The organism is Paenibacillus germinis, from assembly GCF_013141785.1.
Taxonomy (GTDB): Bacteria; Bacillota; Bacilli; order Paenibacillales; family NBRC-103111; genus Paenibacillus_E; species Paenibacillus_E phytorum.
The window spans coordinates 87,235-110,160 of the sequence record NZ_WHOC01000149.1; the positions used below are offsets into that span (position 1 = coordinate 87,235).

Genomic DNA, 22,926 nt, shown 5'->3' on the forward strand with positions numbered 1-22,926 from the left:
TTATTTGGGCACCTCTAGCTTATAGCCTACTCCCCATACAGTCGTGATCATTGCCGCTGCATCCGGGGATACTTTGTTTAATTTTTCACGGAGTCTTTTTACATGGGTATCTACAGTACGTAGATCTCCAAAAAATTCATAATTCCAAACGTCCTTAAGTAGTTCTTCACGAGAGAACACTTTATCCGGTGATACAGCCAAATAGTGCAGAAGCTCATATTCCTTCGGAGTCAAAGCTACTTCCTGTCCACCAGCAGTCACCCGATGCGCATCATGTTCGATGATTAGGTTAGGAAATACAATATTGTTACTCGAACTCGCATCCTTAGACAAGTATGCAGTCGCAGAGGAACGACGCAGAATCGCTTTAACCCGGTAGATGACTTCACGCGGAGAGAACGGTTTGACGACATAGTCATCAGCGCCTACTTCAAATCCGCTAACACGGTTCGTCTCTTCTCCTTTGGCTGTCAGCATAATGACAGGCGTTGACTTCACTTGACGTAGTCGTGCACAAACTTCAATCCCATCAATACCAGGCAGCATCACATCGAGCAGCACTAAGTCATAGTCCATTTCTGTGGCCATTCGCAGTGCTGTCTCACCGTCTTCTGCTTCTTCAATGATATAGCCCTCTTTTTCCAAATACATTCTAAGTAGTCGACGAATACGTTCCTCATCATCAACAACGAGTATGCTAGCTTTCATTTCCATGGAGCTTCACATCCTTATCTAATTAAGTTCGAATGATCTATACACCTGCATAGGAGTGAAGACCTGCTATGACAAGGTTCACACCAACTAACGTAAACATAACAACTATAAATCCAATAACAGTCAACCAAGCTGATTTCTTACCTTGCCAGCCCTTCGAGAGACGAAGATGTAAAAACACTGCATAGAACAACCAAGTAATTAAGGCCCAAACTTCTTTGGGATCCCAACCCCAGAAACGGCCCCATGCTTCTTGAGCCCAGATCATCGCAAAAATCAATGCACCTAATGTGAAAATCGGATAGCCGATCGCAATAGCACGATAGCTGATTTCATCCAGATCTTCCGGGTCCATCCCTTTGACGATGGGTCCAATCGCTGCTCCTAAAGGCTTACGTGCAACAACACGTGCGAGTCCATAGAGCAGAAGACCTCCAAGTATCGACCAAATGACCGTATTCAACTTACGCCCTGCACTCGCACCCTCCATCCAAGAAGGAGCAGTGAATAAAGGCTCTGTCATACCCAAGAATGGCTTCATTTCTACAAGCTTCGTATCATAAGGCTTAACAATTGGAGGCAATACATAAGTTTCGTTATGAATGCTCGTTTCTTGTTGGCCTTGTGCAATCGTGATGACTTCTTTGGAGAAAACGGCTTTATAGCCAGAACCATTAAATGTAAAGATGGAAGCAATGAAGGCGATTAACATTAGAATGAAAAAGATCGTAAGTTCCACGCCTCTTTGTTCACGCTTATCCACTTTGGATGTGCCTTTGTAATCGACAGCACGTAGCAGATACATCAGTCCACCGGCAAAGCCAACTCCGAAGAAAGCTTCTCCTGTAGCTGCGGTTGTTACATGGATCTTGAGCCAGTAACTTTGCAACGCCGGAATTAAGGGTTGTACCTCACTCGGGAAAACAGAAGCATAAGCAATGATGATAAAGCCTATGGGTAATGCGAATACACCAAGGACAGGTGTGCGATAAATGAGATACACGATCAAGAAGGCAAACATGATCATCATACCAAGAAAGGTCATGAATTCGTACATATTCGATGTCGGGATATGATTACCTTCCGCCCATCTGGTAAAAAAGAAAGTCACGTGACACGCAAATCCAACCAGTGAAGCAATGAAAGCAACAAAGCCCCATCGCTTCGTATGTTGTTCTGGGTCCCGGTTACTCCATTTCCTACCGGTTATCGAGAGGACAAACAATAAAAATGCAGCGAGGTAAACGAAAAAAGCTATAAGTAAAAAGGTGCTGCTCAGTGAGTTAACATTCACCCCTGGTCCCCTCCTATATCTAATGATTTCGGTGAAACTTCCATATTGTTCTTCTTGAGTGCTGCTGCTACTTCATTCCGAAGTCCAAACCAGTTCTTATTCGTATGACCGCCCAAAGTTAGCTTCCCGCTATCAATTCGAATCCAGATGCGGCGATGCTGCCAATAGAAGCCCATAATCACACCAATCATGAATATCGCAGATCCTACCCAAATATACGGCATAGCCTTGTCTACGCGAATATTCAGATAGGTTGTATAATTGGCAAATTGAACACCTTCCATGGAGCCGACAGAAAGCTTCAGCTTTTGGCTTATTGGGCCGTTAATTGTATCTTGTGAGAACGTTTCTTTATCTATTTGTCTTGGGAAGTACAGGTAAGGTACACCGTTTGCTGCTAGATCGGGACCTGTAATGCTAAATATAAATGCAGGTGCTTTGGGCTCATTCGACTTGCTGATGGGCTGTCCCTTTTCAAGACCAAACTCGGGGAAATACCCTTTCAGTGTCAGCTTGTAAGGACCTACTTGATATTCATCCTTAGGATTATTCATCGGCAAATCAAAGCTTCCATAAGACTCACCAGTTGCAGGATTGCTAAGTGTGGGCTTCACGGAGATGAGCATTGGTGTAGATTTATAATCGAATTGATAAGCTTGAAGGCCTTTGTAGTCAAGTGGATGATTCACGATAATGTTTTGTTTGTGCACTTCGGTAAGTACCGGTTCTTTGGATGAATCATCACAATTCGCGGAACAATGATACAAAACTGCCTGAGTTTCATAGGTTTTCGGGACAATTTGTCCCTTAGCCTTAATACTTTCTGGCAAATCTTTCTCGTCGTACAGCTCCAACGTGAACTTTTCATTTTTGATGAAATAGGAAGTGTGTGGGATTTGCTTGGTTTCCCCTTCCAGAATACCCATGTACTCATCCATATGCCAGCCTGGAATGCTTCTCATTAACACACCGATCAGAAAAATAATGAGACCAATATGATTGATATAGGGGCCCCAGCGACTAAAACGGTATTTCTCAGCTAGAAGCGCTGTTCCATCTGTATGTACGCGGTAATTTTTTTTACGCAGAAGCGCACCAAGCTTATTTGTCCATGCTTCCTCATCCGTACCCGGCGGCAGTTCGGCAACGAGCGTCACTTTCTGCCTCGTGAGAAAATTCAAGTGCTTGCGAATTTGCTGCTTAGATAGCGCGCGATATAGTGGCAACACCCGATCCAAACTACAAATAACTAGAGATGTTCCTATCATGAATAGCAGCGTGATGAACCACCATGAACTAAACGTGTGGGAGAAACCCAGAAAGTGATAAATGGTCCCCAGTGTACCATAGTTTTGAGAATAATACTCGGCAGGATCCATATCTAAGAAAGTATTTTCTTGAGGAAAAATAGTGCCTACGGCAGAGGCGACGACCGTCCAAATAATGATCCATACCGCTATTTTAACCGAGGAAAAGAAATTCCAGACTTTATCCAGCAAAGAAGGGTTGGATTTCTGAGAGCGACGGGCCATACCGTCGTATCGCATTTCCAGTATATCTCTGCCCTCCGTGTCAATCAACGGATTACCACAAGATTCACAAAGCGTAGTACCTGTGGGATTCTGATGCCCGCAATCGCATTTGGTGTTGTAGAACATGATGACCTCCTGAAAACTTTAAGCATTTGTTCATTTTAAGATTTGTTAACTAACTTCGCGATCGATTCATCGATAAAAGTTTCAGTCATCTGGCCGATTTTTTTGACGCTCACTTTGCCGTCTGCTCCAATAAAGAAGGTTGTCGGATAATCCATGACGCCATACTGCTTACGTACGACTTCTTTGGCATCCAGAAGCACTGGCATATTCAACTTATACTGATCCATGAAGCTTTGAACCGTTACTTTATTCTTATCAACGTTGACCTCTAAGAAAACCACGCCTTCTTTGCTCCATTTATCATATTGCTTTTGGAGAGCAGGCATTTCTTCTTTGCACGGTGGACAAAAAGTTCCCCAGAAATTAATCAAAACCGGTTTCCCTTTATAATCCGATAATTCATGTGTTTTACCATCTAATCCGACCAAGGAGAAATTCGTCGCTTTGTCGCCTGTTTGGGGATACTTCTTGCTGTCAGAAGCTGACAAATTCGTAATAATGGTAAACACGCCAATAATAAGCACGACCGCAAAAATCCCAATCTGTACCCATTTCTTATTTGGACCCACGTATAATCACCTTCGCTTTTTTTAACAATGTTAGTTTTTTCACATAGGTTTATTCTTTTATTATAACGAAAAGAAGGCCAATTCTTATTGGCCTTTTTGAACGTTATGTGTCTTGAGAGCTTCGTTCCTTAGCTCCTCAACCTCTTTGGGCGTCAAGTGACGATACTTGGCTCTTGGCAGGCCAGTTAAAAAGATTGGACCGAATTTAATTCGTTTTAATTTGATCACAGGAAAAGAGATTGCCTCGAACATACGTCTGACTTGTCGATTCCTGCCCTCGTAGATCGTAATTTGAATGATGGACTCATTCTTTTCCATATTCACATCCGCATATTCAACCTCAGCTGGAGCTGTCATGCCATCCTCTAACTGTATACCCATTTTTAGCTTGTCTAATAACGTTCCGTGCGGTACCCCTTTTACAGTGGCTTGATAAGTTTTAGGCACGTGATGTTTAGGATGCGTGAGTAAATGTGCAAATTCACCATCATTCGTCAGAAGGAGTAATCCTTCCGTATCATAATCCAGTCGTCCGACCGGATAAACGCGTTCTCTAATCCCAGGTAAGAAGTCTGTTACTACTTTACGTCCCTCTGGGTCCGTAGCACTTGTAATAACACCTTTGGGCTTGTTCAAAATCACATAGATCTTCTTTTGTTGACCAATAGCACGTCCATCAACTCTAATTTCGTCTTCTTCCGTGTTTACTTTCACGCCAAGCGTGGTGACGACTTCACCATTCACTTGAACACGCCCCGCTGTGATAATTTCCTCACATTTCCGACGGGATGCGATCCCCGCTTCGGCTAATACTTTTTGCAGTCTTTCCATGATCCGCTTTCACCTCAAGCTAATGATAACGGAGTTCCATGTAAATCTCAAGAGCGAAGACATATTGTGATTGTCACGGGTTGCAAAGCTCGATAAAATAATCATTCTATGTGAATACCAAAAAGCAGATGATGATAGAAGCTACAAAGCCGACAAAGTCAGAAATAAGTCCTACTTTTAGCGCATACCCAGCTTTCCGAATGCCGATAGCACCGAAATATACCGTAATCACATATAAAGTCGTATCCGTACTCCCTTGAACCGTCGAAGCAATGCGGCCAATCATGGAATCTGGACCAAACTGCTCGATAAGATCCGTTGTAAAAGCAAGCGAGCCCGCTCCAGTAATCGGACGCAGAATGGCCAATGGCAGCACTTCGGTTGGAACGCCGATGCTTTCAAAGAATGGTCGCATCCAGCCGATTAATAAATCCATCGCACCGGAGGCACGGAAGACTGATATGGCTACCATCATCCCGACTAGATGGGGGATGATTTTGATAGCTGTATCAAAGCCCTCTTTTGCTCCGTCAACAAACGATTCGTAAACAGGCACTTTTCGGTAGGCCGCGAATAAAGGAATGAAGACGATCATGATAGGGATAGCCCATGCAGAGATGAGCGAAACGAAGGCATACATTCGTAATCATCCTTTCAAAGGAGGGATGGGGGAGCGTGACCTTCGATACCATCGATCCACAAAAATAGCCGCGGCCGTCGAAATGATAGTGGCAATGAGCGTTGTGCCGACGATTTCCGCAGGATTTAAAGAATTGTAATTCATACGAATGGCGATTAACGTTGTCGGAATAAGTGTAATACTTGATGTGTTAAGCGCTAAAAGGGTACACATAGCGGTGCTAGCCGTGTCTTTATCGGGATTCAACTTTTGCAGCTCCTGCATCGCCTTAATTCCCATAGGTGTAGCCGCGTTCCCAAGACCAAGGATATTGGCACTCATGTTGGACATGATGTAGCCGATGGCTGGGTGATTCTTAGGAACACTAGGGAATAAAAAACGAACCGCCGGCTGCAATAATCTCGCAAGTTTGCTAAGAAGACCAGCATCTTCGGCTATCCGCATCATTCCCATCCAAAAGACCAGCACACTAATTAATCCAAAGCAGACCGTTACTCCGCTCTTAGCACCATCGAAAGCTGCTTGCGTGACAGTTTCTATATTCCCATTAAATGCAGCTACGCCGAACCCAACGACAATAAAAAATAGCCAAATCCAATTCACCATATCAAATGGCCTCCTAAGAGTTTTGCCTCAGCAAAACTGGCATCGTAAGCAAAACTAGCATCGCAAGCATAAGCTTAGTTTAATCCGCCCATTGTGATTCCGAGACTGTAAACAAGCTCTGTACTAACAATCTGCATATGTATCCGTAGTGTGAAAGCCATGTTTCTTGATACGCATTACCTTCTTTAAAGGAGAATGTAGATTGACTGGTGGTTTGCAGTAACGGACTTGTAGCATCATAGATGGGTACTGTCTGAATTGACTTCTGGTTGAGTGAAAATTGCAGCGTCCCTCGTTCTGCTAACCGGTATTCCATAGATGCAGGATCGACTAGTGTTACTTTCCGAGTCAGTTGCGCAGCTTCACCTTCAGCTAATGGATAGGAGAACGTCCTCCCCACGACCCACGGAGTTCCCTCCACGAAATCACCTTTTTTGACAATCGTTTGTAACGGATAATATTTAAAACCATATTGAAGTAACCGAGCATGATCCCCCCAATCATCCGGATCATTCAGCGTAACAACGGCGAGATGCTGGCCGTCTCTGGTGGCCGATGAGACCAAGCAGCGCTTGGCAAGTTTCGTATAACCCGTTTTCACACCGTCGGCACCTTCAAAGAGAGACAGCATCTTATTCTTGTTGAGCCATGAATAATCCCAAGCTTCATTCGGGTTCGGTACTTTCTTGATTTTCGTTGAAACAATGTCTTGAAATACGGAATTTTTTAAGGCATAAGCCGTCAGCTTAGCCATATCGTTCGGACTGGAGCGATGACCTTCTCCCTCATCGAGGCCCGAGGGATTCGTGAAATGCGAATGATCCATACCGAGCATCTTCGCCTTCTCATTCATCAAATAGACGAAACCTTCCACACTTCCTCCTATATGCTCAGCGATAGCAGTTGCTGCATCATTTCCGGAGCGCATCATCAGTCCATACAACATGTCGTGAAGACGCATTTCTTCCCCAAGCTTTAGATAAATGGAAGAACCCTCTTTGCCAAACGCATTTTTACTAACCTTGACTTTATCCGTCAATTTACCTTCTTCTATCGCGATGATAGCGGTCATAATTTTGGTCAAGCTGGCTATTCGCATAGGCGTGTCCCCTTTTTCACTATAGAGGATACGGCCTGACTCCACATCAATAAGGGAAGCACCCACAGCATTCGTATGGATGCCAGGCGGTGCTGCCTCCACTTGTCCAAATGGTGCCCACAGTAAACTAATGATCGCACTCCAAAATAGGATAGACCTGACTCTTATCTTCATCGTTTTCCCCCTACACAAAAGAACTTGTACCTTTTTGATTAGACAAAACTTTGTACAAGTATATGCTTATGGAATGGGGATATGTCCAAGTCTTCTTATTTACAAAACAGAAATCAGTCGGTATAATGAGAACTAATTTAATACGGAGATCACCGGAGGAGCCTGCCACTGCAGGCTTCTTTTTGCGTTTTTTGGGGTTCTCCTTGAATTTGGACATAATAATTTTACTTACAAAGTCAGTCAAGCAAAAGCTTACTGCGAGGAGGAAAACATGCTAACTTGGGTTGCCTTACTTATTTTTGTAGTGACTTATGCGCTTATTATTTCTGAGAAAGTTAATCGAGCGGTCATCGCCTTACTCGGTGCTGTAATCATGGTATTTGCCGGTATTCTAGATGTTCACAAAGTGTTTCAACAGTATATTGAATGGGAGACCATCACACTTCTTATTGGCATGATGATTCTCGTTGGAATTACGAATCAAACTGGTGTATTCCAGTTCGTCGCCATCCGTGCCGCGAAAGCTGTGAAGGGGGATCCCCTGCGAATATTACTCGTACTGTCTGTTTTAACTGCTATTGGCTCAGCCCTCTTGGATAACGTAACAACCGTTTTATTGGTCGTCCCGGTCACCATTGCAATTACTCGGATCCTGGAAATTAATCCCGTCCCTTTCTTGATGTCTGAAATCATTGCTTCCAATATAGGAGGTACAGCTACACTCATTGGAGATCCTCCCAACATCATGATTGGATCTGCCAACCCGCATTTAACCTTTAATGCCTTTCTGCTCAATTTAGCACCTATTACGATCCTTATATTCGGTGTAGCTCTTTTCATGTTGTATATGATGTATAGAAAGCAGCTGCGACCTAATCCTGCTCTGCAAACTAAACTCTTAGAGCTGAATGAACGCGATTATATCAAGGATAAGCTGCTCATGAAAAAATCTTTACTAATTTTATCACTGACTATAATCGGATTTATGCTTCATGCCATTATTCATGTTGATGCCGCAGTTATCGCGATAACTGGCGCAATTTTACTCATGCTTTTCGGTCTCAAGGAACACGATGTCGAAAAAGCCTTTGATTCTATTGAGTGGGTAACGATTTTCTTCTTTGCTGGCCTTTTTAGCTTAGTCGGAGGTTTACAAGAGGTTGGATTAATTAAATCTCTAGCCATGAAAGCTCTAGATGTAACGGAAGGAGACATCACCACCGCTTCATTATTGATTCTCTGGGGTTCTGGTCTTGCATCAGCGACCATTGACAACATTCCATTCGTTGCTACGATGATCCCCTTAATTAAAGACATGGCCGTGGGGCTTGGACTTGCCGTTGATTCAGAGCCTATCAATATCCTTTGGTGGTCGCTTGCTCTAGGGGCTTGTTTAGGAGGAAATGGTACAATTATTGGCGCTTCCGCCAATGTTATCGTTGCCGGACTCGCCGCCAAAGAGGGCAAAGGTTTTAGTTATATAGAATTTCTGAAGGTGGGGGCTCCAATAACCCTTGTGTCTTTGGCAATAGCCCATGTTTATATCTATTTCCGTTATCTTCTGTAGGGGAAAGGGCAACAATTACACTGCTTTTTAACTGCATATGCCGTCGAGACGTTCTTTTTTGACTTCTCGGGCTAACGCAAGCTGGCTTTTTTCCAAGGGTCCGCCCCTTCCACCGGCTTACAAACATAACACGATAAGTAATACAAGCTTGACCACGAAGTTTATGCTTCTTTATGCACCAAGGATAAACGACTCCGTCGTCCTTCTGGGACGAGCGCGTTTGTCAAGGGAGATGCGAAGTAAAAGTATAAAACTTATACTTTCTTATCTACGAAAAAAAGCTGTCCACAAAGGACAGCTCAAACGAAGGCCAATCAGCTACACAATGAAATTTTGATTCTCGATATTGGTTACATTTGTTCCGGTCGTACCTACAGTGCTGGCAGGTGTCTTGGCTCCTAAGCCTTTGATCATGCTTTGAATTCTGTCAACCACTTGCGGTGCTGAGTCAATGAGGCGTTCAAGAATATGTGTTTGGTTGTCCAGTGGAACAACCTTCACACCATTTTTCCCTACGACGAGGAAAGCAATAGGTGTAATTGATACCCCGCCGCCGCTACCGCCTCCGAAAGGAAGTGCAACCTTTGCATTCAGCGCATCGCTTCTACCTGCAGAGCCGCCTTCGATTTCAATTTCGGAATCTGTCACGAATTCGCTGCCGCCTGCGGCAAAACCGAAACCTACTTTGGATATCGGCATAATAACACTTCCGTCCGGCGTTTCAACAGGATCACCGACAATCGTGTTTACGTCGACCATTTCTTTAATATTTTCCATGGCGACTTTCATGAGGCCTTGAATCGGGTGTTCGGACATGATCGTATTCCTCCTTAGAGTTTTTAGCCAGATAAACTGGCATCAAAAGTACAAGCATCAAAAAGCAATAATGGTTCATTTGTAGAATGCCCTTAGTGGAATATCGTTATGTACAATTCAAGAAGCCGTTTTAACTCGCGACTTTATCTTCAGTGTCTTCAAAACGATTTGAATCCATGTACGAATACCACCTTTTACTTTGGCCGCTCTGCTAATCAAACGTACTCCTGCAACGACTACAAACCATACGCGGATACGTCCAGCAAAACGAAAATCGGTTGAAAATTGCTTTTCATTATATTGCGGAATAACATCGATGTGCGGTTTCGCCGTTAAGTTCACATAGCGAATGGAAAAGCCAAGCAGCGAAGACTTGATTCCCCATATAGCACCTGTTGTAATCGCTGTTTCAGGTGCATCACCTACGCCTATGCGAGTTATCCATTTCAAATCGGTACACTCTACTTTCGCTAATGTCTGCTTCATCCAATCATAAAAGTTTAATGTATGTACAAGTGCTTCCTTTGCCTGTTTGTAAACGTTGAGTATTTTATCTTTCGTGATATGATCCTTGCTTTCATCTTTTAGTTTGGAACTGGATTTGGTTACGATTTCCGATTTAATCATAACCCCCTTCATAAAGCCTTTGAATTGTATGATTGGAATGACGTAACGATAACGTATAAGCCCGAATAACGCCCGCATTTCTACTGATAACATATCGTTGTCTTTCACTCTGGAGAAGTTGAATTCGCCACGAATGAAACTGAATAGGAAAACAATGATCACAAAAATGATTAAAAGACATACAATCCCCAGCCACAACAACTTAGAATCCCTCCTAATATAGGGATCTTTGAGCATAGCTCAAAGTCTCTCCGCTTAACAAAAAAACTCCACCTGCAAGAAAAAGTCTTCTCGTAGGTGGAGTTAGTATGACCCTAAAAAGGAAATGAAATGCATGTGCGGGTACTCATTCAGTTTCATCACTTACATCTTCAAGTGTAATCTGCTTCTGATCTCCGCCTAATCGGTCAAATAATAGACGTGTCTCTTCTTCCAGATCGAAATTCCCTTGGAAGCTTGCCGAATCCGGCAGTTCTGTAATCGAGCTAAGCCCGAAATATTCTAGAAATTGCTTGGAGGTTCCGTACAATATCGGTCTACCTACCGCATCGGCGCGTCCGACTTCTGTTATCAAGTCTTTGCCGGTTAAGGTCGCTAGGGCTCGATCGCATTTCACGCCGCGGATCTCCTCAATCTCGACTCTTGTAATTGGTTGTTTATAAGCAACAATGGATAAAGTCTCTAACGCGGCTTGCGATAGGGATGATCGTGAAGGTGAGTAAGCTAGACGTTCAAAATAAGGAGCATGCTCAGCTAAGGTTGTTAACTGATAGGCTCCAGCTACTTCCACAATCTGAATGCCACGCCCCTTTCGTTTGAACTCTGTTCTCATATCTTTGAGCAGATCTCGAATCAAATAAAGATCAAGCTCCGTGACTTCAGCCAATTGCTTGGCATCCAAGCCTTCGTCGCCAGAGGCAAAGAGCAGTCCTTCAATAATTGATTTCATCTGTTGGAAATTGAGTGTCAATGTCAGAAACCTCCTCTTTCGCCTGGATGACGATGTCTTCAAATAGCTTGTACTGATAACAAATAACTTTTTTCATTTTCATTAATTCGAGTATGGCTAAGAAAGTCACGACTATTTCTTCACGTGTCATTTCGTAATCGAATAGCTTCGAGAAAAGCAGCTTGCCGCCTTTAACTTTAAGTAAGTCAACTACCTCTCTAATGCGGTCTTTGACGGAAATTTCATCTCTTCGAATTCTTGTAACGACATTGCGGTTAGCCAGCTTCCGTAAAGTCCGTTGAAAGGCAAATAAGAGGTCTGCGACATCAAGCCCCTCAACAGGATTCTCGTGAATATCAGGCAGGTAAGACGTTAAATCCTCAGGTTCACGTGTATACACGAGACTACGTTCTACTTCTTTATCCCTAAGCATATCGGCAATCGATTTGTACTTCCGGTATTCAATCAGCTTCGCAACAAGCTCTGCGCGAGGATCTAGAGAGTCGTCCATATCATCAAAATATTCATCAAATTCAATAACAGGCGGCTTAGGCAATAGCATTTTGCTCTTGATAGAAAGAAGTGTTGCTGCCATCACAAGAAATTCACTCGTAATATCCAGCTCCAGTTCATGCATTGCTTGCACATAACCCAAGTACTGGTCTGTAATTTCTTTGATCGGAATATTATAAATGTCAAGTTCATTTTTATCGATAAGATGAAGCAATAGATCAAGGGGGCCTTCAAATGCTTCTAACTTATAGGTTACTTTCATTTTGTTCTCCCCCTTGTCATATTGAAAATAGATTCATTACAAACTGCGCGGCAAACGGATAAATATGGCCTAGCGCCCATTGGCCAACCGGTGTAATCAGTAAAACAATAACGAGAATAAGTGCATAACGTTGATTACGAGTAAACCATCCCTGCTTTTTGTAAGGAACAAGCCCTTTTATAATATGCCATCCGTCGAGCGGATAAAGGGGCAGCATATGTATCAGACAAATCATTAAATTGACGATGACGCAGTATTGCAAATAGACTCGCCACTGTTCAACGGTTATGGACTCAGTCGCTCCTCCTACCAAATCCGGAAGAAAGAAATAGAGCCACCAGAAGAACAAAACGAGCAGCAAATTCGTAAAAGGACCCGCTAAATAAACAAGTGTGTGGGATAGCCTCGGTCTTTTCTTAAATCGTGATTCATCTACCGGTAATTTCTTCGACCAACCATAGGGCCCGAAGATGATCATAGCTAGCCCCAAGGCATCTAAATGTGCCAAGGGGTTTAGCGATAACCGTTTGCTTTCTCGAGCCGTCCGATCTCCGAGCAGCCAAGCTACCCCCGCATGAGCTGCGTCGTGCAGCGTCATTGCGATCAGAAAAGCGAACAACCTGGGCAGCAGTGTTTCCAGATGATAATAAGAAAGCATTACGAAGTGAATTGCTTCGTCAAATTCGCCATTTCAATCGCTGTTACGGCAGCTTCCCAGCCTTTATTTCCAGCTTTGGTACCCGCACGTTCTACCGCTTGCTCAATGGAATCTGTTGTTAAAACACCGAAAATTGTAGGAACGCCTGTTTTCAGGTTAATAGCAGATACACCTTTCGCTACTTCGCTGCACACATAATCAAAATGCGGAGTTGATCCTCGAATTACCGCACCTAGTGTGATAACAGCATCGTACTTTCCGCTTTCAGCCATTTTTTGAGCGATTAGCGGAAGTTCAAATGCTCCTGGTACCCAAGCAATATCTACTTCATCTTCATTTACACCATGACGTTTCAGAGCGTCTTGAGCGCCACCCAACAATTTGGATGTAATAAATTCATTGAAACGACCTACAACGATACCATATTTCAAGTTTTGCGAAATTAAATGTCCTTCAAAAATGTTAGCCATGGTGAGATTCTCCCTTTCCTATTTGAACAAGTTATTTGATTTAATTAAATTTAAATACCACTGCCCGAGTCTTGAAAACTCAGCATATGGCCAAGCTTGTTTTTCTTCGTTTGTAAATAATTAAGGTTATCAGCTTTACTGTCCATTTGAATTGGTACCCGCTCAACCACTTCAAGGCCGTAGCCTTCAAGACCTTTAATTTTGCGTGGATTATTCGTTAAAAGACGAAGCTGCGTGATGCCAAGATCTTTCAAAATTTGCGCCCCAATCCCATAATCCCGAAGATCTGGAGCAAAGCCTAGCTTAATATTCGCTTCTACGGTGTCTAATCCCTGCTCTTGCAAGGCATAGGCCTTCAATTTATTGATTAAACCGATTCCGCGACCTTCCTGTCGCATATATAATAATACACCATTGCCCTCTTCATCAATCTGTTTTAATGCGGCATCCAGTTGTGGACCGCAGTCGCAGCGATGAGAATGGAAAACATCCCCAGTCAAGCACTCGGAATGCACGCGTACCAACGTTGGTTTAGAAGGGTCAATTGTCCCTTTGACAAGGGCCACGTGTTCTTTGTTATCAAGCAGGTTCGTATAAGCAATAGCCTTGAAAACGCCGAAGTCGGTAGGAAGTTTAATTTCAACCTCACGTTCAACTAATTTCTCCTGCTGATTCCGATAATGGATTAAGTCCTGAATCGTGATAATACACAAGTCGTGTTTCGCTGCAATTTCCATCAGGTCCGGTACACGTGCCATCGTCCCGTCTTCCTTGATGACTTCACAAATGACTCCTGCTGGGTAAGAGCCACACAAGATAGCTAGATCTATCGTCGCTTCCGTATGTCCAGCTCTGCGAAGGACACCGCCCTTCTTGGCAATCAGAGGAAAAATATGGCCAGGTCTGCGGAAATCCTGCGGTTTTGTTGCGGGATCAATCAAGCCCATAATCGTTCTTGAACGCTCATGCGCAGAGATCCCTGTGCTTGTATCCATATGGTCAACTGAAACGGTAAACGCTGTTCCGTGATAATCCGTATTTCGAGCGACCATGGGAGGCAGCTCAAGTTCTTGTGCACGTTCTTCGGTTATAGGGGCACAAACGAGTCCGCGTCCCTCTCTGATCATGAAATTAATGACCTCTGGCGTAGTTTTATCAGCAAGTGCGATAAAATCGCCTTCGTTTTCACGATCCTCATCATCTACAACAATAATGACTTTACCAAGTTTAAGATCATTCAGCGCTTCTTCTATGGTGTTGAAGATTATTTGTGTCATATTCACCTCTCCTTAGAGCTTTGCTTTAGCAAAGCTTCTTCAAGCTCCTACATAAAGCCGTTATCGGCAAGGAAGCTCGCAGTTAGCGTACTTTTCCTTTTCCCGTTTCCATCCGAAGATTCAAATGGACCGAACTTTAGCAGGCGCTCCATATATTTGCCTAGCACGTCACATTCTATGTTGACCGTATCCCCGGCCTTTTTATCATGTAGGACTGTTTGAGCAAGGGTATGCGGGATGATGGAAACCGCCACTTCACGATCATTGACATCAACAACGGTAAGGCTTATGCCGTCAATTGTGATGGAACCCCCGGAAATGATATATCGGAAAATGTGCTTATTCTCCGGTTCGAACCGGTAAACGACCGCATTTTCTTCGGGTATTCGTGAAAGGATCGTTGCGGTTGCATCCACATGCCCTTGAACAATGTGCCCGCCGAACCGGCCATTCGCTGCCATCGCTCGCTCTAAATTCACGCGTGTGCCTGTTTGTAGTTTGCGAAGATTCGTCTTACGGTATGTTTCTGGCATAACATCCACGGAAAATGAGTCGTTATCAAAGGCTATGACCGTCAAACAAACGCCATTTACAGAAATACTGTCACCCAAATGGACATCTTCAAGCACTTTCTTGGCAGCGATGGTCAACACCATCGCTTGCCCTTGACTATGAATGCGGCGCATGTGGCCGATTTCTTCAATAATTCCGGTAAACATGCAAGTCCTCCATTCGTTAGCTCTTATAATTCGGATAGCCGGTTATGCAAATATCCGGTCCGAACTGCTCGACCTTGATTCGGTCGAGCGTTATCGCATCATCCATCTTCGCGAAGCCATCGAAGTTGATGTTTACAGGTGCTGCAGAGCCGCCGCCGACGATTTTCGGCGCAAACATCAGCACCAGCTTGTCGATCAGGCGATGCTCCAGCATAGCGCCGTTGAGCTTCCCTCCACCCTCTAGGAGGATGGAGCCGATCTCGCGCTCGCCCAGCTGCCGCATGGCGAGCGTCAGGTCCACCTGCAGGCCGTCCCCGCAGGTGAGGACCGTGATGCCGCGCGCTTCCAGCGCGGCACGCCGTGAATGGGGCGCCTGTGCGCTCGCGAGCAGGATCGTCGGCTGACGATCCTGCTCCGTGAGCACCCGGGCGCCCAGCGGGACTCGCAAGAGCGAGTCCGCGACGATCCGTACCGGCTGCACAGCCGGTACGTCGCCGCGCGCGCTCAGCAGCGGGTCGTCGGCGATAACGGTGCTTACGCCGACCATGATACCCTGGTGCCGATGGCGCAGGGTATGAACAAAGGCACGCGACGCTGGCGACGTGATCCACTTGCTGTCGCCGGTCTTCGAGGCAATGCGGCCGTCAAGCGTGCTCGCTGTCTTCATCGTCACATAAGGCATGCGGGTAACGATGTATTTGTTGAAGGCCTCGTTCATTGCCGCGGCCTCCTCTGCAAGCAGCCCAACCGTCACGTCGAGACCATGCTCTCGCAGCTTTGCGATACCTGTCCCAGCAACCTGCGGGTTCGGATCAGTTCCAGCGACGACAACCCGTGACACGCCGGCCTCAATGAGTCGGTCGCTGCACGGTGGCGTCTTGCCAAAGTGACTGCACGGCTCTAATGTCACATAAGCTGTGCTGCCCTTAGTTTCCTCGCCTGCCATTTGCAAGGCGAGAACCTCGGCATGGCCATGTCCGCGCTTTAGGTGCGCTCCCATGCCAACGATGCGTCCATTTTTAACAAGGACACACCCTACTACGGGATTAATTCCCGTCTGACCAAGAGCACTTTCTGCCATTTGCAGAGCAAGTCTCATGTAGGCTTCGTCATTCAGTACATGCACGAAGTTCACCGCCTTTCAGGTCCATTCCAAAATTTGAATGCAAAAAGGCCCCTCCGTGTATCGGATAGGGGCCAGAGATTGTCTAGATAACACGAAGAAGCTTCATCTATTCATACTTGCCGCATTTTTGATCAAATCAAACAACAACGACGTATCTGCTTCAAAAAACAGACCTGCCGAATTTTTGTTTACGTGAAAAAATGTACAAGCATGCATAGCGAAATCAAATGTTCGCGTTTTCCTTCTCCCATCCAGACTATACTGTCGGTTCCGGAATTGCACCGGATCAGCCGTAGCGAAGCTGTGTGTCAGGTACCGCTAGCTTCAAAACGGGTCACGGACTTATCGAAATCATATAACGGGTACATGCTATCGAATCACCGCCGGTGTGGAATTTCACCACGCCCCGAAGGTTTTGCATACATATAAAAGTAACTTACAACTAAGAACTAGCTAAAAATTACTTTGGTAATGAAAAATTTATCACTCACACTTACAAAAAGCAAGTGCTTTTTTCCTTTTCACATTAATTCCTTACTTTTTCTATGAATTCACTCGGAATTAGATTGAAAAAGAAACCTATTGAAATTAATCAACAGGCTTCTTTTCGATTATGCCAAATTATACTTCTACAACTTCAACTTTCTCCATCAAATCTTTTCCTTTGAAAGCATCAACTAACTCCATACCTTTGGACACTTTACCGAAAACAGTGTGCCCACCATCCAAGTGAGGTTGCGGTTGGTAAGCAATATAAAATTGGCTTCCACCCGTATTTCTGCCTGCATGAGCCATAGCCAAGGAGCCGCGCTCATGTTTGTTCGGGTTGATTTCACAGTTGATTTGGTAACCAGGGCCACCAGTTCCTGTTCCTGTAGGACAACCACCTTGTGCTACGAATCCTGGAATAACACGATGAAAAACAAGTCCGTTGTAGAAACCGGAGTTTGCTAATTTTTCAAAGTTAGCAACGGTATTCGGTGCATCGTTTTCGAAAAGATCGATAACAACTTCGCCGCCACCTGCTAGTTTAATTTTTGCTTGTTTGGCCATTTGTGGTCCACTCCTTTAGGAAATAATATCTTATTCTACTATGAAAACTTCCATTTCACAAACTGCGCTGTATTTCTAACACAATTCTACCCCGACCATGTCCTGTTTGACTCTGAATATGCGCATCCCGCGCTGCGTGAAGTGGATAAGAATGGCTAATGATTGCTTTCACATGGCCATCGGCCATAACCTGTGCGATTTCCTGCATCGCATCTGCAGATAGCAAGGTATTGGAGAATTCAGCTCGAATGCCTAGCTCACGAGCTTTTTCGGGTGATATTTGTCCTGCGAATGACAAAAGTACGCCGCCTCTTTTTACAACGGCATAAGAACGTTCTAGCGTGTCACCGCCAACCGTATCCAATACCATATCCACTTCCTTCACAATGTCTTCGAACCTACACGACGTATAGTCAATAACTTCTGAAGCTCCTAATGCCTTAACCATTTCCACATTCGCTGCGCTGCAAGTCCCTATAACCTGAGCCCCTTGCCAAACAGCCAGTTGTACAGCGAATGAACCAACGCCCCCTGCAGCACCATGAATCAACACTCGTTGACCCTTCTGGATATTACCATTGACAAATAAAGCTTGCCAAGCTGTCGTTGCCCCTCCAGAAATGGAAGCTGCTTCCGCAAAGCTAAGCTCTGGTGGTTTGATAGCTAACCGTTCGATGTCTGTCGTGATGTATTCTGCATACGCACCAGTCGAGCTGCGCCCAAACACTTCTTGCCCTATTTGAAACTTCGTAACATACTTCCCCACATCCTCAATAATTCCGGCTATCGCCGACCCCGGTATATACGGGAACTGCATGGGTCGCAGATGTTTGAAAATCCCCTGCCGCTGCTTCCAATCAATGGGTAATACGCCTGCTGCATGCACCTTAATCAGTACCTCGTTGTCACCCGGTCTTGGACATTCGATTGACTCCAATTGCAATTCTTCGACTCCTCCGTATTGATGTACGCGTATGGCTTGCATCTTTGACGTTTTCATCCTTATTTATCCCCTCTCTGGTCATGAACGCTCTTATTTACTTCCTTCTTCTCCTCATTGTAAAATGAAAATTATATAAAAAATAATATATCTTTAGTTATCTATTCATATCTTTAAGTATATGGATTAGGGGGGCGATATGTGATGGAGATGCTGCAGCTTCATTATTTTCAAATGGTTGCAAAGTTAGAGCACATGACGAAAGCAGCGGAGATCCTCCAAATTGCTCAGCCAGCGCTTAGTAAAACCATAGCTCGTTTGGAGGCCGATGTTGGGGTGCCTTTGTTTGATCGGCAAGGTCGGCAAATCAAGCTTAACCAATATGGCAAAGCCTTTTTAGTCAAAGTAAATTCGTCTCTTCGTGAGCTGGAGGAAGGTAAGCGCGAAGTTGCCGATATGGCTGGACTTGAGCATGGGCAGGTTTACATCGCGACGACGACGATAAGCCGATTTTCGGATCTCTTCGGCTCCTTTGCTTCTTCACACCCGTCCATCAATTTTAAACTTACTCAAGCTGCCTCTGAAGAGTCCAAGATGCATCTGCTGCTAAACGGTGAAGTCGATCTCGCCATCACGTTCTGCTTACCTTCCGACTCCGAAAGCAAGGGGATTACAAGTATTCCTTTTTTGACGGAACAATTGTGGTTAGCTGTTCCACCAGGCCACCGACTTATTGGGCGTGAAAGTATTCACTTACAAGAAGCAGCTAATGATGCATTCATCGTCTTAAAGGAAGAACATCGCTTTAGGCAGAAAACAGATTCGTTGTGCCATCAGGCGGGATTTTCACCTAAAATCATCTGTGATGTGAATGACTATTCCGCGATTAGCAGCCTCGTGCAGGCAGGAATGGGAGTTTCTTTGGTGACCTCCTCTTCAAAGGGGAAAGAAAACTCACCCCATTTGCTTCGTATTCATGAGCCTATTTGTGAACGTACTTTTCAGCTTGCTTGGCTGCAGCATCGGTACCTCTCCAAAGCGGCTCAATTGTTCCGCGACTATGTCACCACTTATTTTCCAGACAAAAAGCCTCGAAACTCGAACTGACATTCCATTTCAAGAGGAAAAAAACGCAAAGAAGGAAACCCCGTGAAAGCTGAGGTTTCCTATTTTTTATTTAAACCAATTTAAACGGTCTCACTCATTTGTTTCATTCTTGCAGGAATGATGTCATTACCAACGATGTTATCGAACGTTTCTCGTTTCACGACGAGATCACTTTGACCATCTTTCACGAAGACAACGCCAGGACGGCGGATACGGTTATAATTGCTTGCCATTGCATAATTGTAGGCACCTGTACAAGATACAGCGAGAACGTCTCCTGAACTTACTTTTGGCAGGTTCAGATCCCAAATCAGCATATCGCCGCTCTCACAGCATTTCCCTGCAATAGATACAACCTCTGTCGGTTGTTCTGTAGCGCGGTTAGCCAACATCGCCTCATACACAGCCTCATATAAAGCTGGGCGTGGGTTGTCAGTCATGCCGCCATCTACGGCTACGTATTTACGTACCCCTGGAATTTCCTTTGTTGTACCTACTGTGTACAGCGTAGTTCCCGCGTCACCAACGATGCTGCGGCCTGGTTCAACCCAGATTTCAGGCATTGGAAAATCATTGCTGCCGAAATTGTCTTTAATCGCATCTGTAATAGCTTTAACGTATACGGCAACCGGAAGTGGGCTGTCTTCGCTCACGTAACGAATTCCGAAACCGCCGCCAAGGTTAATGACCTTGAACGTAACGCCTATTTCTTTACGAACTTGAACGGCAAAGCCAGCCACTTTCTCAGCTGCCATGCGGAAGCCTTCTACTTCAAAAATTTGGGAACCAATATGGGAATGAACGCCCAATAGCTCCACGTTGCTTAATTGCGAAGCTTCTTGAACAGCGCGGAATGCTGATCCATTGCCCATGTCGAAACCGAATTTGGAATCCGTCTGGCCTGTAGAAATATATTCATGCGTATGTGCCTCAACGCCAGGCGTAATACGCAGTAAGATTTTCACCTTTTGGCGCTTCTCTCCGGCAATTGCATTCAACATTTGAAGTTCGATAAAGTTATCTACGACGAAACAGCCGATTTTGGCATCGATCGCCATTTCCAATTCAGAGATTGTTTTGTTGTTGCCATGGAAATGAATTCGGTCCGCTGGGAAGCCTGCTTGCAGCGCCGTATAAAGCTCACCATCGGAAACAACGTCAAGTGACATTCCCTCTTCATCTACAATTCGGCACATGGCCATTACGCAGAATGCTTTACTTGCATAAGCCACTTGGAATTTCAGACCGGATGCCTTGAAAGCTTCTACGAATTCACGGCAGCGTCCACGTACCAACGCTTCGTCAAATACATATAAAGGAGTGCCGTATTCTGCAACCAATTTCGTTGCATCGACACCGCCGATTTCGAGGTGGCCTTGGTCGTTTATTTTACTAGTACCATGTAAATACATAGCTTTATTTTCCCCTCTCCCTGAACCATCTTCTTGCTATATGCCGCCAAAGAGGTTAATGTACATTACTATTAAAAGTACCATATGGCAAGCGCATTTGACAATACACGCTACGACATAAAATCAAAAAAGGACAGGAGGATTCCCTGCCCTTTTTTCTGTTATTTGGATTTTGGTTGACGCGTGCCGTCGATCGGCTTTGTAATACTTAGCCGTGTTTTGCCAGCTAACACCGGACGACGAACCAGGATGGCAAAGAAGCTTTTGGCATTAAATGGAATTAACGGCCACATATAGGGTGCATTAAAAGATTTCCTTGTGGCCAGCAGAATCAACCATAACGTGGAACCTACGACAAAACCGGATACATGGAAGATCGCCACAATGATTAAGAGAGCAAGCCTTACGATTCGATTCGCTAGACCCAGCTCATAGCTTGGTGTCGCGAACATCCCAATGGAAGCAAGTGCCAAATACAGGATAACCTCATTGATAAAGAGTCCTGTCTTTACCGCGATATCTCCAACTAAAATTGCTGCCACCAAACCCATTGCGGTAGCGAGAGGTGTAGGAGTATGAACGGCTGCCATTCGCATGAGATCAATCCCTATATCAGCTAACAAGAACTGAACCAATAGTGGCAAGGTTCCTTCCTTCTGCGGACCGAGGAATTCTAATCCAGGCGGCTTTAAAGAAGGATCCATAACCATCATAAACCAAAGTGGAAGCAGGAAAATCGAAGCCATAATGCCTGCAAAGCGCACCCACCTTAAATAAGTACCGATGAATGGCGTTTGTCGATATTCCTCAGCATGCTGCACATGGTGGAAAAACGTTGTCGGCAGAATCATGACGCTCGGTGAGGTGTCCACGAACACACACACATGTCCTTCAAGTAAGTGAGCGGAGACAACATCTGGCCGTTCCGAATACCGAACCATCGGATAAGGGTTCCACCCCTTATTAACAATCGCTTCTTCCAGCTGTTTTTCAGCGAGAGGCAGGCCATCGATTTCAACACTCATTATTTTATCTTTCACAGCTTGAACCAAGTCGGCATCAGCTATGTCATTGATATAAGCCACACAGATATCCGTCTTGGTTCGTTTGCCGATTTGCATGATTTCCAGCTTAAATCTCTCATCACGAATTCTTCGTCTTACCAGAGTCACATTCAATAAAAGGGTTTCGACGAAACCATCTCGAGAACCTCGGACAACCCGCTCCAAGTCAGGTTCAGCGATCGAGCGAATGGGAAAACTTTTGGCATCGATCGTAATGCCTGCTGTCTCCCCTTCAATGAAAAACGCCGTTCCACCCATCAATACTTGTCCTACGATTTCAGACATTTTCTTGTAGGTCTTCACTTGAATGTGCGGAATTAATTTCTCAATGAATGCTTCCAATGTATGATGTGAGACGGATTCTTCGTCCGCATAAGTGAGACGTGTAATGATATCGGTTAACACCGTATCTTTGGCAAATCCATTGCAATAGAAGATGCCTACGCGCTTGGATCCGAATACCATTTCTCTGAGGATGAGATCGAAGCTTCGATCGAGTCCTACTCGTTCCTCCAGCACCCTTCGAACTTCTCGAATGCTCCTTGGAATATCTTCCTGAATTTTGAGTGCCTTTTCCTCAGGCGTCATGTCCGTTATTGGATTGTAAGCAGATAGATTCCCTTCCTCATCTATGGCCAGTTTCTCATTCTGTTCCTGTGATTTGTTCGATTCGTTTGATTCGTTTGGTTCGTTTAATTCGTTTGATTCGTTTGGTTCGTTTGGTTCGTTCGAGTCATTCTGATCGCTCCCGCTTCCCTTTTTCACAATAAACTTCACTTGC

At 44.8% G+C, this 22,926-nt stretch carries 23 protein-coding genes and 1 riboswitch; of the genes, 2 read left to right on the forward strand and 21 right to left on the reverse strand.

Annotation, left to right across the window (positions count from 1 at the left end; translation table 11 throughout):
- The 8 genes from GC102_RS27755 to GC102_RS27790 form a co-directional block, all read right to left on the reverse strand.
- On the reverse strand, window positions 1-714 hold the full coding sequence (locus GC102_RS27755) for a response regulator transcription factor (protein ID WP_171643416.1): 714 nt from the start codon (window positions 712-714) through the stop codon (window positions 1-3).
- Window positions 715-751: 37 nt separating this feature from the next.
- A complete protein-coding gene (ccsA, locus tag GC102_RS27760; RefSeq protein WP_312883388.1) occupies window positions 752-2,008 on the reverse strand; it encodes a cytochrome c biogenesis protein CcsA in 1,257 nt (418 codons plus the stop codon).
- On the reverse strand, window positions 2,005-3,666 hold the full coding sequence (gene resB, locus GC102_RS27765; protein WP_171692396.1) for a cytochrome c biogenesis protein ResB: 1,662 nt from the start codon (window positions 3,664-3,666) through the stop codon (window positions 2,005-2,007). Before resB ends, ccsA begins: the two co-directional genes overlap by 4 nt.
- Before the next feature lie 35 nt (window positions 3,667-3,701).
- Window positions 3,702-4,235, reverse strand: a complete 534-nt coding sequence (locus GC102_RS27770; protein WP_171643418.1) for a redoxin domain-containing protein — start codon at window positions 4,233-4,235, stop codon at window positions 3,702-3,704.
- Window positions 4,236-4,319: 84 nt separating this feature from the next.
- Entirely contained in the window at window positions 4,320-5,066 is a 747-nt protein-coding gene (locus GC102_RS27775) for a pseudouridine synthase (RefSeq protein ID WP_171643419.1), read from the reverse strand.
- Window positions 5,067-5,172: 106 nt separating this feature from the next.
- Window positions 5,173-5,706 carry a spore maturation protein gene (locus tag GC102_RS27780; RefSeq protein WP_171643420.1) on the reverse strand — a complete coding sequence of 178 codons (534 nt, stop codon included), beginning with the start codon at window positions 5,704-5,706 and terminating at the stop codon, window positions 5,173-5,175.
- 6 nt (window positions 5,707-5,712) lie between these two features.
- Window positions 5,713-6,312: a nucleoside recognition domain-containing protein gene (locus tag GC102_RS27785; protein ID WP_171643421.1), complete on the reverse strand. Its 600-nt coding sequence runs from the start codon at window positions 6,310-6,312 to the stop codon at window positions 5,713-5,715.
- A 79-nt stretch (window positions 6,313-6,391) separates the two neighbouring features.
- Window positions 6,392-7,585 carry a D-alanyl-D-alanine carboxypeptidase family protein gene (locus GC102_RS27790; protein WP_171692397.1) on the reverse strand — a complete coding sequence of 398 codons (1,194 nt, stop codon included), beginning with the start codon at window positions 7,583-7,585 and terminating at the stop codon, window positions 6,392-6,394.
- 271 nt (window positions 7,586-7,856) lie between these two features.
- Between GC102_RS27790 and GC102_RS27795 the strand changes: the two genes are divergently transcribed.
- Window positions 7,857-9,152: an ArsB/NhaD family transporter gene (locus tag GC102_RS27795; protein WP_171692398.1), complete on the forward strand. Its 1,296-nt coding sequence runs from the start codon at window positions 7,857-7,859 to the stop codon at window positions 9,150-9,152.
- Between the two features lie 318 nt (window positions 9,153-9,470).
- On the opposite strand, the gene ytfJ is transcribed toward GC102_RS27795, so the two are convergent.
- The 11 genes from ytfJ to GC102_RS27850 form a co-directional block, all read right to left on the reverse strand.
- The gene (gene ytfJ, locus GC102_RS27800) at window positions 9,471-9,968 is read right to left on the reverse strand and encodes a GerW family sporulation protein (protein ID WP_171692399.1); all 498 of its coding nucleotides are present in this window, start codon (window positions 9,966-9,968) and stop codon (window positions 9,471-9,473) included.
- Between the two features lie 117 nt (window positions 9,969-10,085).
- Window positions 10,086-10,796 (reverse strand): DUF2953 domain-containing protein, encoded by a 711-nt coding sequence (locus GC102_RS27805; RefSeq protein WP_171692400.1) that lies wholly within the window; start codon window positions 10,794-10,796, stop codon window positions 10,086-10,088.
- Window positions 10,797-10,941: 145 nt separating this feature from the next.
- Window positions 10,942-11,544, reverse strand: coding sequence for an SMC-Scp complex subunit ScpB (gene scpB, locus GC102_RS27810; protein WP_171692537.1), 603 nt, complete (start codon window positions 11,542-11,544; stop codon window positions 10,942-10,944).
- Window positions 11,528-12,319, reverse strand: a complete 792-nt coding sequence (locus tag GC102_RS27815; RefSeq protein ID WP_171692401.1) for a segregation and condensation protein A — start codon at window positions 12,317-12,319, stop codon at window positions 11,528-11,530. The genes scpB and GC102_RS27815 overlap by 17 nt, the downstream gene beginning before the upstream one ends.
- 16 nt (window positions 12,320-12,335) lie before the next feature.
- Window positions 12,336-12,977, reverse strand: a complete 642-nt coding sequence (locus tag GC102_RS27820; protein ID WP_171692402.1) for a site-2 protease family protein — start codon at window positions 12,975-12,977, stop codon at window positions 12,336-12,338.
- Window positions 12,977-13,447 (reverse strand): 6,7-dimethyl-8-ribityllumazine synthase, encoded by a 471-nt coding sequence (gene ribH, locus GC102_RS27825; protein WP_029192962.1) that lies wholly within the window; start codon window positions 13,445-13,447, stop codon window positions 12,977-12,979. The genes GC102_RS27820 and ribH overlap by 1 nt, the downstream gene beginning before the upstream one ends.
- 50 nt (window positions 13,448-13,497) lie before the next feature.
- A complete protein-coding gene (locus GC102_RS27830; RefSeq protein WP_216628184.1) occupies window positions 13,498-14,724 on the reverse strand; it encodes a bifunctional 3,4-dihydroxy-2-butanone-4-phosphate synthase/GTP cyclohydrolase II in 1,227 nt (408 codons plus the stop codon).
- A 47-nt stretch (window positions 14,725-14,771) separates the two neighbouring features.
- The gene (ribE, locus tag GC102_RS27835) at window positions 14,772-15,443 is read right to left on the reverse strand and encodes a riboflavin synthase (RefSeq protein ID WP_171692403.1); all 672 of its coding nucleotides are present in this window, start codon (window positions 15,441-15,443) and stop codon (window positions 14,772-14,774) included.
- A gap of 16 nt (window positions 15,444-15,459) precedes the next feature.
- Window positions 15,460-16,569, reverse strand: coding sequence for a bifunctional diaminohydroxyphosphoribosylaminopyrimidine deaminase/5-amino-6-(5-phosphoribosylamino)uracil reductase RibD (ribD, locus tag GC102_RS27840; protein ID WP_312883389.1), 1,110 nt, complete (start codon window positions 16,567-16,569; stop codon window positions 15,460-15,462).
- A gap of 235 nt (window positions 16,570-16,804) precedes the next feature.
- Window positions 16,805-16,987, reverse strand: a riboswitch (FMN riboswitch).
- 203 nt (window positions 16,988-17,190) lie between these two features.
- A complete protein-coding gene (locus tag GC102_RS27845; RefSeq protein ID WP_171643430.1) occupies window positions 17,191-17,622 on the reverse strand; it encodes a peptidylprolyl isomerase in 432 nt (143 codons plus the stop codon).
- 55 nt (window positions 17,623-17,677) lie between these two features.
- Window positions 17,678-18,622: an NADP-dependent oxidoreductase gene (locus GC102_RS27850; protein WP_171692404.1), complete on the reverse strand. Its 945-nt coding sequence runs from the start codon at window positions 18,620-18,622 to the stop codon at window positions 17,678-17,680.
- A gap of 144 nt (window positions 18,623-18,766) precedes the next feature.
- Between GC102_RS27850 and GC102_RS27855 the strand changes: the two genes are divergently transcribed.
- Window positions 18,767-19,669 (forward strand): LysR family transcriptional regulator, encoded by a 903-nt coding sequence (locus GC102_RS27855; RefSeq protein ID WP_171692540.1) that lies wholly within the window; start codon window positions 18,767-18,769, stop codon window positions 19,667-19,669.
- An 80-nt stretch (window positions 19,670-19,749) separates the two neighbouring features.
- Here GC102_RS27855 and lysA read toward each other — a convergent pair whose 3' ends face one another.
- Window positions 19,750-21,081, reverse strand: coding sequence for a diaminopimelate decarboxylase (lysA, locus tag GC102_RS27860; RefSeq protein ID WP_171692405.1), 1,332 nt, complete (start codon window positions 21,079-21,081; stop codon window positions 19,750-19,752).
- A 161-nt stretch (window positions 21,082-21,242) separates the two neighbouring features.
- Window positions 21,243-22,922 (reverse strand): spore germination protein, encoded by a 1,680-nt coding sequence (locus GC102_RS27865; protein WP_376769413.1) that lies wholly within the window; start codon window positions 22,920-22,922, stop codon window positions 21,243-21,245.
- Window positions 22,923-22,926 lie beyond the last annotated feature (4 nt).